This window comes from Paenibacillus sp. JCM 18996, from assembly GCF_055392555.1.
This window is the reverse complement of the sequence record NZ_AP043884.1, coordinates 2,990,001-3,004,920: the sequence shown is the minus strand read 5'-3', so window position 1 is coordinate 3,004,920 and position 14,920 is coordinate 2,990,001. Positions and strand designations below refer to the sequence as shown.

Sequence of the window (14,920 nt, the reverse complement as noted above, 5' to 3'; positions counted from 1 at the left end):
CTTCAGTTATTTAAAATAATGTTGCTGCCTTCCTTCAGACCTTTTCTAATCTCCACTTCCGTGGCAGATACAATCCCTTTCTCCACGTCCACCTCTTTGCGGCTTTCCCCCTCTAGCACCTGTACGTAATCGCGTCCCATGAAGGTCCTGAGTCCGGTGCGCGGAATGATTAACACATCGTCTCTCATCTCCGTTGTAATGACTATATCCGCCATAGAGCCAATGGTGACATCGTCCTTAAGACCGTTTACTGCGATAATTAACCGCTTTGCGTTTCGCTCCGATTCCGTTTTGTTCGTGCTTAAAGGAGCGGATGATGGAGTTTGCACTACTTTTCCTGTATATGCGTCACTTTTCACCTTAACCGCTACTTCCATCCCAACCTGCACAGAGCTGATGTCGTTCGGATTGGATGCATCGTAAATGAGCTGAAGCTGCTTGGGATTGGCGATCGTCACTACCGGCTTGTAAGCGGTTACCTGATCTCCGCCCTTCAGCGTATCGATATAGGTGACGATACCGGAAATAGCGGCTTTCAGCTTGGTCTTCGCCAATTGTTCCTGCAGATGATCCAACTGCAGTTTTTCCTTCTCCACATCGATCATTTTGGTCCTGATAGAGTCCGCATTCCCTAAACTGCCGGACTTGACCTGTTGAAGCGCGATATCTGCTTTCTCGTACTGCAGCTTCTGCATCTTAATCTGGTATTCCAGGTCCCCAGGCTCCAATTGAGCTAACACTGCCCCGGCTTTTACAGCATCTCCGACATTGACATCAATCGAACGTATCCGTCCTCCGGATTCCGGAAAAAAAACGTCTTGGTTCTGGGTCGGAAAGAAGGTGGCCACGGCTGTAATCTGCTTCGCTATGGAGCCTTTTTTGACGGCAACAGTCTGGATATCATCCTTTTTCGGCTTCACTAGCGGAGGCGCCAGAGCTTGTTCTTCCTTGGGAACGATAGAGCAGCCCGATACAAATAAAACCACAGAGCAGGCAACCAGCATTCGAAATACAATCGGATTATCTTTCTTCCACAATTTGTCCATCCTCCAATGCATAAACTTGATCGACGATATCCATGATGGCAGGATCATGCGTCGTTAAAATGATGGTCATGCCGTGCTGCTGCACCAATTGTTTGAACACCCTTATGACCTGCAGCCCCATCCGGCTGTCCAGCTCCGCCGTAGGCTCGTCCGCCAGCAGCAGCGGAGGTTTGTGCGCGATCGCCCTGGCGATGGCCACCCTCTGCTGCTCTCCACCCGACATTTCAAATGGGCGGTGCTTCATCCTCGGCTTGAGTCCGACAAAGTCCAAAGCTTCTTCCGCAAATTGCTTGTACTGCCGAGCCGGCGAGCCGGCGATTCTCAGCCCGAATTCCACATTCTCATAAGCGGACATCAGGGGTATCAGGGCATATGACTGAAAAATCAAACCCATATTCCGCCTTCTCTGCTCGTTTCGCCTGTTATCGCTCAACTTCGTGATTTCCTGGCCGAGAAAATGAATGGTGCCATCCGTCGGACGATCCAAAGCGCCCAGAATGTTCAGCAGCGTGGTTTTGCCGGAACCGGACCGTCCTCTAAGCGCAACCAAGCGTCCTTGCGGGATGGTCAAGTTTCCGTTTTTGAGCACATGCACGGCCTGATTTCCTTTGCCGAACGTACGAGTTATGCCTATTGCTTGCAGAATAGGTGCAGTCCCCTTTATATACGCTGTGGATTCCATGGAATACCCTGCCTTTTAGAAGGATAAATTCATTATGTATACTCTACTACTTCCAAAGATTACCGTCACTGGCACACTTCACAAAATAACTTCACAAATCCAACAAAAAAAAGGATCCTAAGATCCTTTTTTAGCAGCATGTTTTCCTTTTTACAACAGATCGCAAGCTTCCTCAGGCATCCATTTCTTGTCCTTGCCCTCCCATTTAATATTACAACCGATGGGATTGGTAAGCGGAATAGAAATCTCCCTGTCTGTGGTGAACTCCTCGAGCACTCTTTCGAGATCGTTTGTTGTCATTTTTGATGTGTCCTTAGGATTATCCACACCGCGTCCCGTATAAATAAGCCTGCGTTCCTGATCGAATACGTAAAAATGGGGAGTTCTAAGGGCGCCATAAGCTCTGGCGGTTTCCTGGCTTTCATCATGCAGATAGGTCCAAGGGAACTTGTGTTCCTTCATCTTTTCTACCATATGATCATATGAATCTTCTTCAAAAGTACTGGCGCTGTTGGAGTTGATGGCTGCAAAAGCGATTCCCTGGGGAATAAACGTTTCCGCCGTGTTTCTTGTAATCTCATCCGACCCCTTCACATAAGGACAGTGGTTGCAGGTGAAGAAAATAACGAGCGCTTTAGCGTCCTTGAAATCCTTGAGTGTGTAAATCTTCCCGTCCGTTGCGGGTAAAGAAAAATCCGGAGCCTTTGAGCCTATAGGCAGAGTGAAAGACATAGCGGCACCTCCTTAGGTTCACGAGTTTATCTTCATTTTACATGCCTGTGTACCGGGGTTCAAATAGGTTGAACGAACCAAACCCCTAAAAGGATATAACCTCTTAGGGGGATATTGACACGAATGATTATAAAAAACGACTCATAGCCCTGTTCCAAACAGCATATGCCTAGCTGCCTTCTCCGTGATTGGCCCGGCTGTGCTGACGATTTTTCACCTTTTTCGAGCCGGATAAAGGTTCTTGCACACCATGGTCATCCGGATCGTTATGGCGCTCTCCACGGCCAGGGGCAGCCACGGTCTGCGGGGGAATTTTCTTCACCATAGCACGTTTCCTCCTGTTTCCTTAAGTGCCTTTGTGATTAAGCGCATCTTGATGCCTGCGGTCATTCGTTTGCTGCTGCAGCTGTTGATCTTGATGGCCGTTCACGCGAGTTTGTTCCAAGTCATCGACCACATTTTGCAAATTTTTATCATCCGGTTTGGAAGTGCCCATATTGTGTGTCCTCTCTTATCTCGCCGTTAATCCGTGGAGCTGGGATGCGCATTCACGGATATGCCGAACATAATCTTGAATCAAGCTCTGAATGATGTCTGTCCTCTCGTCTACATGAATGTCGTCCTTCTCTACATCCACGAGCTCTATCCTGACTTCGCTGTTATCGACATAAGTGCACTTGAAATCAAAAGTATAGCTGGAACGGCCCGCTGAAGTTATATGAATACGCAGCGCACGTGGATCGGCTTCATCGGGCCATATTTTCGCCTTGTCCGAAGCTTCCAGCGTATTCGGCAGCATACGGGCCCAAGCTTCCGCCAGCCTTTGTTGCTCTACTTTCAGTTCCTCATGACTCATTACTAACCACCTCCACATTCTTAAAATGCGGCAGTGGAGCTTTTTTTATGCAGCGTCAATAAGCACGACTAAGGCGTCGGTCAATTTTGGCAACGCAGCAAGTTAGGGTAAGGTACCTTTTATCGTAAGGGGGCCGTCCTTCGAATTTTATCCTACTTTCCGTTATTATCATTTGGAGATTATGTGACGAAACAGGCATATCCGAGGCAACTCTTAGCGGATTTTAAAATATATCTGGTCTGATAACAGTTACCATCTTTGTCCAACTCGCATTATCTATTAGTAACTTAATAGAAAGCGAGGTGTAGAGAATATGTCTATCCTAAGAACCGATATGGTCGTAATTAAGTTCCGCAGAGTAAAAGGTGTTAGGTTTATTAGCGCTTTCCGTATCATTGGCAGTGCTTTCCCTTGCAGAGGATTCTTATTTATTGGCGGACGAGTCCTTTTTGCTCAACGCTGTCTTTTGACTAACGGATTCAGTCTTGTTTTCTCCTCTGGGAATGTATTGGTATTTGTACGCAAAAGATAATGTCCCACAAAGAAACGACCGCCTCTAACTCCGGACCGTCGTTTCTTTTTTGCTGTCTATGGATAATTAGGTATTTCTAATAGAAATTTTAATTGATTAGTCCATAGCCATCACAAAATTCTCATCATACTTTAGTTTATCCGGGAGGTGACTTCATTTTGACCCTAACAAAACACAGATTAGCGAAAGATAAAAAGTTCGAAACATCCTATTACATCATCAGGGGAAAGTCTAAGGGAAACACAGTATTGGTCACGGCAGGTATTCATGGCAATGAAAAAGCAGGCATCCTCGCGGCGAATAAACTATTAGATATGATGAAAAAAGGGGACCTCCGGATTCACAACGGTATTTTAATAATCGTCCCCATTGTCAACCAACACGCATATCATCGGAAGATCAGAGGTATTCCCGATTTGAATCGGACCTTCCCGAGCAAAACAAACGATACGGCGCGTCACCCGCTTTCAGCCGCGTTATTTCGGTTAACAAAGCGCTTCCATCCGTCCTGGTATATTGATCTGCATGAAGCGAACGGATTATCCAACATAAATTCCAAGGTTCTGGGACAAACGCTGATTCTAAATCCCGGAAGCAAGGCGATCCCTGCAGCCAGGCGAATTGTGGAGCAGATAAATCGTTCCATCGACCAAAGTGAAAGATACTTTAACTTACGTGTGAGCGCATTACCAGGATCGGGTCGCACCGCGGCATTCCGCCTGTTAAAATCAAAAGCCATCACCGTGGAGACGTGCTGGAGCCTTCCTTTAGCTGACCGAGTAAAGTTCCAGGTGAAAATCCTCCATAAACTTTTACATGAATCCGGATTGATGACGAAAAACTCTGCCCCTCCATTAAAACGCCCTGCGGCTCCCATTGACAAGCAAAAGCAGGTTAGCCCTGGAAAGCCTCCATTTCCGGGTATGCCTTTTTTTAGCCAGCTGTATCCCGAGGGACACCCTGTCCTGAACCCGTTTCAAATTTGTTTTTAAAACCGTTGTAAAAATGCTCTAGACTAGTCTCCGACGAACCGCTACTCCTCCAATACCCTTCCCCGCAACGCAAAAAGGAGCGATTTCTCGCTCCCTTTCGCTCTACGGAGAGGGTGGGATTCAAACCCACGGTGCCCGCAAAGACACGGTGGTTTTCAAGACCGCTGCCAACGCCTACAAGCCATTCATAGCCACGTATCTCCTTCTAATTCGATAAATGCCCTTTCAGGCTTAAGAAGGCCGCCCATAGAAACCCTTTAAGATCCGCTCCAAGGCAAAAAAAAGCACCATCGTATGATATGATGCTTGTCGGGGCGATCTGCTTTGGATGAAACTGCTCTTTTATAGAAATATCGTTCCCATTAGAGGAACGACAAGAGAATTAGCCATACAAATGTGACTTACCTTTTCGAATTGAAATACTGTTGCCGCTGAAAGGTAATGTCCAAGTGCTGACGGGATTGCCTGTCCGAGAGTTGCAGAATATAATGACCATATCTCGGTAAAGGAAAAGGATGCCTACTTGGTACGTACATCTGCGGGAACAGGTGTACCGGACTAAAGAGGAATTGAGTATTAACGCAAAGATTGGTGCTTCACGTTTATCTGCTTTAATGTTTGGAAATATTAAGGCAATAACTTCGAAATAGGAGCATCATTAATGCTTTTAGACAGAATAATTCTAATCTCAGCATGGGTTGTAACCATATTGCTTCTTATTCTTTTCACTCCAAGGGATAAGATTCGGGAAGCACATGTATTGTTTTTGTTCAAGCAGGTCTTAACATGGTTGACGGGGTTGTTAATTGTTGAATCCCACTTGATTGAATATCCAGTCAGGGAGTTTCAAACTGCAACAGCAACCAGTTTTTCGTTCGAGTACTTTATTTACCCTGCAGTTTGTATCATATTCGTTCTACGGTTCCCTTTCCGAAAATCAATATGGCTTAAGATTGGTTGGTTTGCTCTGTTTCCAACAGCAATTACCATAGGGGAAGTGTTAATTGAACGATACACTAATCTTATCAAGTATATTAGTTGGGAATGGTATTGGTCTTGGTTATCCATGTTACTTTTCGACATTATAACTCTTTGTTACTATTTGTGGTTTATTAAAAAAGGGACAGCAAATACTTAATTCTCAATTAGGAATCACCTGTTGCTAATTAGTAGGGCTGGGGATGGTGTTAAGTGGGATTTTGATGAAAAAAATCCCTGCCAGCCAATGCCAGAGTGGATTATATTAAAAGCACAAGTCTAAAGAAAAAGAAATCCATTGTAATGATTCTCCCTTCTTTGCAACTTGGGGCGGACAGCTTGACCGTCACCAGCTGGACAACTTACGCCGTCAACTGCAGGACATTGTGCGGTAACAGTAACAATATACAATCGATTTCACTTTAGGGTAAAGAAACTTAATCCTTGACTTGATAAATTCCATGTTTTATTTAACTACCCATTCGTCCAATCTTCGTAAACCTGATAATAAATAATTTCTTTTTAACCAAGTTATAGCGTCCAAAACAAGTGGTGACGAATTATCATCGTTAAGCAAACTTATGTCTATCCAATCTGCTCCGATTGAATCGTTATCCTTTACATGATTGGAATAATCAAGATTGCCATCCTTATAATTGACTTCGTAAAAACAGCAACATGATGAATATGAGAGGTCTTGGAAGTGCAGGTGTTACGGGGTTATTTGAACCAGATGGTCTGATTGGTATTATCCCCCTCCCATATCCGTTGATTAACTTTCGTTTATCTGTTCCTCAATTAAGTTTAAAGAAGCCCTTATAATAACTCCTACTAATGTACCATTAAAGGCGATTGAACCTTCAGTATCCGCCATTTTCTCAAGAGCATTTTTTACATCTGAACGGCAAGGATAATGGAATGTTAAATTCCTTGTGGAAACCACATCTTTTCCAAATAACGTTGATTCATCGGGTTTTGATGAATTATCCAAAATCATTTTGTACGCCTCTTGTACCTCTACAGAAAGTTCACACACAAACTGAACTACATAAGGTTTTGTATGGGTTTCTACAAGATATTTTATCCCCTCACGATAATGGGAGCTGGCTAAACGAAACCAATACAATCTCTCACCAATCTTTGTCGCTTCATTATCGTCCAAAATTTTTTCAAGCGAACTCGTGGAGAGAACAATGTCGTTTAACATCATTGCAACTATGACTATCCACGACGACAAATTACTCTCATGCGGAAAAATGTCACCAACCATAAATTTACCAAGCATAATACACCCTCCCCAAACACAGAACAATTAAATACTCCATACAATTCGATTACACATTTCGATAAGTTTGTTATTACTTCCTTTTTAGTAGAAATAACTCTTCGATGGTGGGAGTGGAAGTTCTATCGGGGTTAACTGTGAACGATACATCATCAATTGGTGTAAACCATCCCCCATACGTTATAACGTCAGACCGCCTAGAAGCCATTCAGAGCCACGTTTTCTTCGTCTAATACGGAAATACACCCTAACAGGTCTAGAAATGCTCATACAGGCACTTGACTCCGCACCGCCGCTAACAAAAAAACCCAGCCAATAACGGCTAAGTTCTAAAATGTTTACTTGTTAATCTTATTTCTAGTGCTGTAGTTAGTAAAGTAATGACAATTGCTGTTATGTAGAGAAATCGGAGTCAGGCGGTCTAGAAGCCGCTGTGGTACGTCAATATTGTTCCTCCGTTGTCCCCGTTTTCGTCCTGTTTTCAAGGCATTCTCACTCATTGAACTTACCTCCGATATAGAAGATCGAATTAGTCTAGTCCAACGGTCATGAAAACAAAAAAACGCACCAGACCGCTTGTTCAACAGTCAGTGCGTTTCAGTCGTACACCTTTACGTACGGGCGTTTTTATTCAGGTACGGAGAGGGTGGGATTCGAACCCACGGTAGAGTCACCCCTACGGCGGTTTTCAAGACCGCTGCCTTAAACCACTCGACCACCTCTCCAAAATGTTCCACAAGGAACATTCGTCACGGTGACAAAGAGCATTGTATCATATCGAAGCCCTTGAGTACAAGGGCTATTTTCTGCCAATTACCTTCGCTCCGCCCATGTAAGGCTGAAGCACTTCAGGCACCAAAACGGTACCATCCGCCTGCTGATAATTCTCCAGGATAGCGGCCATCGTCCTGCCGAGAGCAAGGCCAGATCCATTTAGGGTATGGACAAATTCAGGCTTCGCTTTGGCATCTTTGCGGAAGCGGATGTTCGCCCTGCGCGCCTGAAAATCCTCAAAATTACTGCAGGATGAAATCTCCCGGTACGTGTTGGAGTGTGGCAGCCACACTTCAAGATCGTAGGTCTTGGCGGATGAGAATCCGATGTCCCCCGTACACAGAGACAATACCCTGTAAGGCAGCTTCAGCAATTGAAGCACTCTCTCCGCATTCTGAGTCAGCTTCTCCAATTCCTCATAAGAATCCTCAGGCTTAACAAGCTTCACCAGCTCTATTTTATTAAATTGATGCTGGCGGATCAGTCCTCTCGTATCCCTGCCCGCGGAGCCCGCCTCCGAACGGAAGCACGCGCTGAAGGCGACAAAATACTTCGGCAAATCCTCCTGAGCCAGAATATCGTCCCTATGGTAATTCGTAACCGGCACTTCTGCCGTTGGGATCAGATAATAATCGGAATCCGTTATTTTAAACACGTCTTCTTCAAATTTAGGCAGCTGCCCTGTTCCTGTCAGGCTTTCCGTATTGACCAAATACGGAGGAAGCATTTCCTCATAACCGTGCTCATTGGAATGCAGGTCCATCATAAAATTGATTAAGGCCCTCTCCAACCGTGCACCCAACCCTTTATAAAAAACAAACCGGGATCCCGTCACCTTTGCAGCGGCTTCAAAATCAAGAATTCCCAGCTCCTGGGCCACCTCCCAATGAGGCTTTACAGCGAAGGAAAAAGCCGGTACTTCCCCATACTTGCGAATTTCTACGTTGTCCTCTTCCGAAGCGCCTACCGGTACGGATTGATGCGGTATATTCGGGATGGATAAGAGGATGGAATTCAGGTCTGACTCGAGTACCCGGATCTCATCATCCAAACTTTTAATTCGATCGCCGACGGCTTTCATCTCTTCAATCAAATTGTCCGCGTTTCCACCGGAGCGTTTCAAAGCAGCTACTTCCTGAGAAACCGTGTTTCTGCGGTTTTTTAAAGCTTCGACTTCCTGAAGCAGTTCTCTTCGCTTAGTATCCGCACTGGCAAACCGGTTCAGTTCCTCCGGTTCTTTGCCGCGGTTAGCCATTGCCTGCCGCACATGTTCCATATCGCTTCTAAGTAATTTTACATCGAACAACAAAGACCCCTCCCAAAAGGGAAATAGTTTATCGCAAAAGCACCCTAGGTCCTTTCAGTAAAGGTTAAGGTGCTTTCCATCTTGATTTATCCGTTACCCTTGGTACTGCTTCACCATATCGAGAAAATAAGAATGCATCCTGTAATCTTCCGTCAGCTCCGGATGGAAAGAAGCGGCCAATAAATGATCTTGTCTCGCTGCGACCATTTGGCCGTTATGCTCCGACAGTACCTGAACATCTGATCCGACTTTTTCAATGAGCGGAGCCCGGATAAATACGGCTGTTACCAGATCGTCAATGCCCTGCACTTTCAAATCCGCTTCAAAGCTCTCCCGCTGCCGGCCAAATGCATTTCTTGCAACCTTCATATCCATCAGCTTGAGATGAGCCTCGTCTTGTCCGCTGATTTCCTTCGCAATTAGAATCATTCCCGCACAGGTGCCGAAAACAGGTTTCTTTTGCTCTGAAAATTCTCTGATCGAATCCATAAAACCGTAGGTTCTCATCAGCTTTCCGATCGTGGTGCTTTCGCCCCCAGGGATAATGAGTCCCTGGAGATCTTTCAGCTGCTCGGTTCTTTTTACAGCCACTCCTTGGGCCCCCGCGAGCTCCAGCATCCGAATATGTTCAGCTACCGCGCCCTGTAGAGCCAGAACTCCGATTTGCATTGCAATCCTTCCTTTTCTACGAACGGTTTACCAGCCGCGGTCCTGCATACGCTCTGCAGCGCCCAATTTGGAAATCTCGATGCCTTTCATTGGGGCGCCCAGGTTTTTGGACAGCTCAGCGATCAATGCATAATCTGTGTAGTGTGTCGTCGCTTCCACGATGGCTTTGGCGAACTTCTCAGGATTTTCCGATTTGAAAATACCCGATCCGACGAACACGCCATCCGCACCCAAATGCATCATCAAAGCGGCGTCTGCAGGAGTCGCTACTCCACCGGCCGCAAAGTTAACGACAGGCAGTTTGCCCGTTTCATGCACCTGCTGCAGCAGCTCGTATGACACGCCAAGGTTTTTTGCTTCAGCCATAAGCTCATCCTGTGCGAGGGATTGCACCTTGCGGATTTGTCCCAGAATGACACGCATATGACGGACAGCTTCGACAATATTTCCGGTTCCCGGTTCCCCTTTGGTCCGGATCATCGATGCCCCTTCCGCAATACGGCGAAGCGCTTCACCAAGATCCTTGGCTCCGCAAACGAAAGGGACGGTGAAATCACGCTTGTTGATATGAAACACTTCATCGGCCGGAGTCAGCACTTCACTTTCATCCAGATAATCCACACCTAAAGATTCCAGCACTTTAGCCTCCACATAATGGCCGATTCTCGCCTTAGCCATTACGGGAATGGAGACCACCTTCATAACCTCTTCCACAATCGTAGGATCCGCCATACGGGCAACGCCGCCGGCAGCGCGGATATCGGAAGGTACTCTTTCCAATGCCATAACCGCAGATGCTCCGGACGCTTCAGCGATCTTCGCTTGCTCGGCGTTCATAACGTCCATGATAACGCCGCCCTTTTGCATTTCGGCCATACCTTTTTTAACGCGGGATGTTCCTGTTTCCATAGTTCCATTCCTCCTGAACTTCTATAACATAAACTGCTCTTATATCCGGGTAAATTACGAAAACTTCTAAAAAATTATTTTACATGAAGCCTGTCCAATATACAACTAATCAAGGAAATTATAACTTGTTTTTTACTTGTCCCAATAAACCGGCAAAAAAGTCTTTAATCCCTCGGAAAAACAATCGGATAAATCCGCCTTTTTCCACATTCTGGGACGCAATCATGTTGACCTGTTGCTTCTTATCGTCGTATTCCACCGTTGCGATAGCCAGAACTTTTCCCTTTTCGATCGGAGCAAGCAGTTTGCTGCTGTCCACCGGCTGTACAGTGATCTTCGGCGTAATATTTGCACCTTTTCTGCCTACAACAGTAATCGGGGTTTCAGTTACGATCGGAGCTTCCGTTTCTTTCCCTTTTTTAACGGGCACCGTCTTCATCGCCTCTATAGTAGAGTTAGCGTCTAGAATCTTCTTCAATTCATAATTGTTAAAACCATAGTCTAGAAGCTTCCGCGTTTCTTCGAATCTTTTGGGCTCCGTCTGGGTTCCCATCACAACGCTGATCAATCTCATTCCATTACGCTCCGCCGTACCTGTAAAGCAGAATCCCGCTTCTGCGGTATGCCCTGTTTTCAGCCCATCCAGTCCGGTATATGCATATTTTTTAAAGTTCACATTATTGCTGTTTCCTTCCAACATCCAGTTCCAGTTAATCATCGGCGTGGCATCTTTTGGACGCAGTTTTTGGCTTGTGATCTTTGTAAAATCAAGCACTTCCTTGTGGTCTTTAAGGACGCGATACGCCAGAGTCGCGACATCGCGGGCTGTCATCATCGTTTCTCCCTGGATACCGGCTGGAGCATACTTACCGATATCCGCACGCGTGAGACCTGTAGCATTAATGAAATGAGCCTTGTCCGACAAGCCCAGCTCTTTAGCTTTGTCGTTCATCATTTGTGCAAATTTTTCTTCCGTTCCACCATAATGTTCGGCCAAAGCTACCGAAGCATCATTTGCCGAATAAATGGACATGGCAGAGAACATATCTTTAATCGACAGTTTCTCCCCTTCGGCTATTAACCCTCCTGATCCGATTACATCCTTGGCATATTTAGTTGCCGTCACGGTTTCGTCCCATTTGTGCTTGCCGCTTTTGATGCCTTCCATTACAAGATACTCCGTCATCATTTTGGACATACTGGCGGGAGGCAAAGCTTCATCCGCATTGCTCTCGTAAATCACCTGGCCTGTGCTGGCTTCCATCAGAATCGCCGATTTAACCTCGAGCTTTAAATCTATCGATTCGGCAGCGTGCACATTTTTAGCCGCCCCCAACATGCTCACTGCTTGTACGCACAAAGTTACGCTTAAAACGGTAGATATCTTTTTTACAATTCCAAACCTGCTCAAATTTATACACTCCCCGCGATTTTATGCTTACTTATTGTACCACAGGGGGGTAGGCAAAAAAAGAAGACGAAGGACTTATTAGTCCCCGTCTCGTCTGGTAACCATTTCTTCTACAAGGAGTAGTTGGGAGCTTCCTTCGTAATATGCACGTCGTGTGGATGGCTTTCCCTCAAACCTGCTCCGGAAATACGGACAAACTGTGTTTCATTGATAAGAGCGTCAATGTTAGGTGCGCCGCAGTAACCCATACCCGAGCGCAAACCGCCGACCAACTGATAAATGGTATCCGCCAAAGGCCCTTTATAGGCTACACGGCCCTCAATGCCTTCCGGTACGAGCTTGCTCTCGTTCTCCTGGAAGTAGCGGTCCTTACTGCCCTCTTTCATTGCGCCAAGGGACCCCATACCGCGATATACTTTAAATCTGCGTCCCTGGTAAATTTCCGATTCCCCCGGGCTTTCCTCGGTACCAGCGAACAAGCTCCCAAGCATGACGGCTTTGGCGCCTGCGGCAATCGCTTTGGTGACATCACCAGAAAACTTGATTCCTCCGTCAGCGATAACCGGCACATTATATACTCTCGCCGCTTGAGCGCAGTCATAAATGGCTGTGATTTGAGGTACTCCGATGCCTGCGATTACACGAGTCGTACAGATCGATCCAGGCCCGATGCCTACTTTTACGATAGAAGCTCCTGCTTCAATCAAGTCTCTCGTGCCTTCCCCAGTGGCCACGTTGCCTGCACAGATCGTCAGGTCCGGATACTGTTTACGGATTTTCTTGACAGTTTCAAGGATATTGATATGATGCCCATGGGCGGAGTCTACAACAATCATATCGATACCTGCATTCACCAAGGCCGTCGTCCGCTCCATAACGTCCTTGGAGACCCCTACCGCTGCGCCGACGACCAGACGGCCCTGCTTGTCCTTAGCCGCGTTAGGAAACTGGATGGCTTTCTCAATGTCCTTAATGGTAATGAGTCCTTTAAGCTCGTTGCTTTCATCCACCAGAGGAAGCTTTTCAATCTTATGCTTTTGAAGAATCTCTTCCGCCTGCGCGAGCGTAGTGCCCACCGGAGCTGTAACTAGATCTTCCGAGGTCATGACATCCTTGATTTCAATGGAGTAATCGTGGATAAAACGAAGGTCGCGGTTCGTGAGGATACCGACTAATCTGCCCTGCTCGTCAACAATCGGTACACCGGATATCCGGTATTTGGCCATCAAAGCTTCAGCATCGTACACTTTATGATTAGCCGTCAAAGAAAATGGATTCGTGATGACACCGCTTTCCGAGCGTTTCACCCGGTCAACTTCCTCAGCCTGCATCTCGATGGACATGTTTTTATGAATAATGCCGATTCCGCCTTCTCTTGCGATGGCAATAGCGAGCTGTGATTCTGTCACCGTGTCCATCGCCGAGCTCAGCATTGGAATGTTCAATTTTACCGTTTCCGACAATCGTGTCGAGATATCAATTTCCTTACCAAACACATTGGATTTTCGGGGTACCAGCAGAACATCGTCGAAGGTTAATCCTTCTTTAGCAAATTTATTATCCCACACCAAAAAGTCCTCCTTACATTTATTAAAACGTTCTCCATGCGTATATTATTGCAATATTATCAAAAGCCTTTTTTCCGGTCAAGCCAAAAGCACAGGATTACTTGATATCATGGTCTTTTATGTAGTTTTTATGCCAAAAGCAAAAAAAGCCCGCATCTGCGGACTCTTTTTACATGTTGCTTGGCAATGTCCTACTCTCCCGGGACCCTGCGGTCCAAGTACCATCGGCGCTGAAGGGCTTAACGGCCGTGTTCGGTATGGGTACGCGTGGTTCCCCTTCGCCATGATCACCAAACGTTATTCTGTTCAGGTACAACCTCGCCAAAGGCTGTTTCCAAACTCGCAAGATCCTCCCGGAATCCACTTGAGTTTGTTTATTCCCTGAAAACTAGCAGCGAAACGTACGTAAAGTCTTTGTTCTTTTAGTTCCCTTCAAGTGGTTTGGGGCTCCCCGAAAAGTAATCGGAAGATGCTTCGAAGCCTTGCGTCACTTTCTTGGGTATTATGGTTAAGCCCTCGACCGATTAGTATTCGTCAGCTGCATGCATTGCTGCACTTCCACCCCGAACCTATCTACCTCGTCGTCTACAAGGGGTCTTACTGAATTGGGAAATCTCATCTTGAGGGGGGCTTCACGCTTAGATGCTTTCAGCGCTTATCCCTTCCGTACTTGGCTACCCAGCGGTGCTCCTGGCGGAACAACTGGTACACCAGCGGTACGTCCATCCCGGTCCTCTCGTACTAAGGACAGCTCCTCTCAAATTTCCTGCGCCCGCGACAGATAGGGACCGAACTGTCTCACGACGTTCTGAACCCAGCTCGCGTACCGCTTTAATGGGCGAACAGCCCAACCCTTGGGACCTACTTCAGCCCCAGGATGCGATGAGCCGACATCGAGGTGCCAAACCTCCCCGTCGATGTGGACTCTTGGGGGAGATAAGCCTGTTATCCCCAGGGTAGCTTTTATCCGTTGAGCGATGGCCCTTCCATTCGGTACCACCGGATCACTAAGCCCGACTTTCGTCCCTGCTCGACCTGTTTGTCTCGCAGTCAAGCTCCCTTCTGCCTTTGCACTCTTCGAATGATTTCCAACCATTCTGAGGGAACCTTTGGGCGCCTCCGTTACTCTTTAGGAGGCGACCGCCCCAGTCAAACTGCCCGCCTGACACTGTTCCCGATC

The 14,920-nt window shown here is 46.6% G+C and carries 14 protein-coding genes, 1 tRNA gene and 2 rRNA genes (1 of these 17 running past the window's edge); 2 read left to right on the top strand and 15 right to left on the bottom strand.

The window, feature by feature from the left end:
* Window positions 1–2: 2 nt before the first annotated feature.
* From ACZ5N7_RS14780 to ACZ5N7_RS14755, 6 genes are all read right to left on the bottom strand, one after another.
* A complete protein-coding gene (locus tag ACZ5N7_RS14780) occupies window positions 3–1,037 on the bottom strand; it encodes an efflux RND transporter periplasmic adaptor subunit (RefSeq protein ID WP_464655203.1) in 1,035 nt (344 codons plus the stop codon).
* Window positions 1,021–1,728 carry an ABC transporter ATP-binding protein gene (locus ACZ5N7_RS14775; RefSeq protein WP_464655201.1) on the bottom strand — a complete coding sequence of 236 codons (708 nt, stop codon included), beginning with the start codon at window positions 1,726–1,728 and terminating at the stop codon, window positions 1,021–1,023. Before ACZ5N7_RS14775 ends, ACZ5N7_RS14780 begins: the two co-directional genes overlap by 17 nt.
* Window positions 1,729–1,878: 150 nt before the next feature.
* Complete coding sequence (locus tag ACZ5N7_RS14770) at window positions 1,879–2,460, bottom strand: thioredoxin family protein (RefSeq protein ID WP_464655199.1); 582 nt, start codon at window positions 2,458–2,460, stop codon at window positions 1,879–1,881.
* Between the two features lie 169 nt (window positions 2,461–2,629).
* Window positions 2,630–2,785: a small acid-soluble spore protein P gene (locus ACZ5N7_RS14765; protein WP_464655197.1), complete on the bottom strand. Its 156-nt coding sequence runs from the start codon at window positions 2,783–2,785 to the stop codon at window positions 2,630–2,632.
* Window positions 2,786–2,806: 21 nt separating this feature from the next.
* Window positions 2,807–2,956 carry a hypothetical protein gene (locus tag ACZ5N7_RS14760; RefSeq protein WP_464655195.1) on the bottom strand — a complete coding sequence of 50 codons (150 nt, stop codon included), beginning with the start codon at window positions 2,954–2,956 and terminating at the stop codon, window positions 2,807–2,809.
* Window positions 2,957–2,971: 15 nt separating this feature from the next.
* Window positions 2,972–3,316 (bottom strand): hypothetical protein, encoded by a 345-nt coding sequence (locus ACZ5N7_RS14755; protein WP_464655193.1) that lies wholly within the window; start codon window positions 3,314–3,316, stop codon window positions 2,972–2,974.
* A gap of 690 nt (window positions 3,317–4,006) precedes the next feature.
* Between ACZ5N7_RS14755 and ACZ5N7_RS14750 the strand changes: the two genes are divergently transcribed.
* Both ACZ5N7_RS14750 and ACZ5N7_RS14745 read left to right on the top strand, forming a co-directional pair.
* The gene (locus ACZ5N7_RS14750) at window positions 4,007–4,840 is read left to right on the top strand and encodes a succinylglutamate desuccinylase/aspartoacylase family protein (protein WP_464655191.1); all 834 of its coding nucleotides are present in this window, start codon (window positions 4,007–4,009) and stop codon (window positions 4,838–4,840) included.
* Between the two features lie 661 nt (window positions 4,841–5,501).
* Window positions 5,502–5,978 carry a CBO0543 family protein gene (locus ACZ5N7_RS14745; protein WP_464655190.1) on the top strand — a complete coding sequence of 159 codons (477 nt, stop codon included), beginning with the start codon at window positions 5,502–5,504 and terminating at the stop codon, window positions 5,976–5,978.
* 612 nt (window positions 5,979–6,590) lie between these two features.
* On the opposite strand, the gene ACZ5N7_RS14740 is transcribed toward ACZ5N7_RS14745, so the two are convergent.
* The 9 genes from ACZ5N7_RS14740 to ACZ5N7_RS14700 all read right to left on the bottom strand — a co-directional run.
* Window positions 6,591–7,103, bottom strand: coding sequence for a hypothetical protein (locus tag ACZ5N7_RS14740; protein WP_464655188.1), 513 nt, complete (start codon window positions 7,101–7,103; stop codon window positions 6,591–6,593).
* Between the two features lie 638 nt (window positions 7,104–7,741).
* Window positions 7,742–7,828: transfer RNA gene (locus tag ACZ5N7_RS14735), tRNA-Ser, on the bottom strand.
* Window positions 7,829–7,902: 74 nt separating this feature from the next.
* On the bottom strand, window positions 7,903–9,183 hold the full coding sequence (gene serS / locus ACZ5N7_RS14730; protein ID WP_464655187.1) for a serine--tRNA ligase: 1,281 nt from the start codon (window positions 9,181–9,183) through the stop codon (window positions 7,903–7,905).
* 93 nt (window positions 9,184–9,276) lie between these two features.
* Window positions 9,277–9,852 (bottom strand): pyridoxal 5'-phosphate synthase glutaminase subunit PdxT, encoded by a 576-nt coding sequence (gene pdxT, locus ACZ5N7_RS14725; RefSeq protein WP_464655186.1) that lies wholly within the window; start codon window positions 9,850–9,852, stop codon window positions 9,277–9,279.
* Window positions 9,853–9,879: 27 nt separating this feature from the next.
* Complete coding sequence (gene pdxS, locus ACZ5N7_RS14720) at window positions 9,880–10,761, bottom strand: pyridoxal 5'-phosphate synthase lyase subunit PdxS (protein ID WP_464655185.1); 882 nt, start codon at window positions 10,759–10,761, stop codon at window positions 9,880–9,882.
* A gap of 118 nt (window positions 10,762–10,879) precedes the next feature.
* On the bottom strand, window positions 10,880–12,172 hold the full coding sequence (locus tag ACZ5N7_RS14715) for a D-alanyl-D-alanine carboxypeptidase family protein (RefSeq protein ID WP_464655183.1): 1,293 nt from the start codon (window positions 12,170–12,172) through the stop codon (window positions 10,880–10,882).
* A gap of 110 nt (window positions 12,173–12,282) precedes the next feature.
* Window positions 12,283–13,740: an IMP dehydrogenase gene (gene guaB, locus ACZ5N7_RS14710; protein WP_464655181.1), complete on the bottom strand. Its 1,458-nt coding sequence runs from the start codon at window positions 13,738–13,740 to the stop codon at window positions 12,283–12,285.
* 178 nt (window positions 13,741–13,918) lie between these two features.
* Window positions 13,919–14,035, bottom strand: a 5S ribosomal RNA gene (rrf, locus tag ACZ5N7_RS14705).
* Between the two features lie 209 nt (window positions 14,036–14,244).
* Window positions 14,245–14,920 (bottom strand): 23S ribosomal RNA (locus ACZ5N7_RS14700); it runs 2,250 nt beyond the window's last position.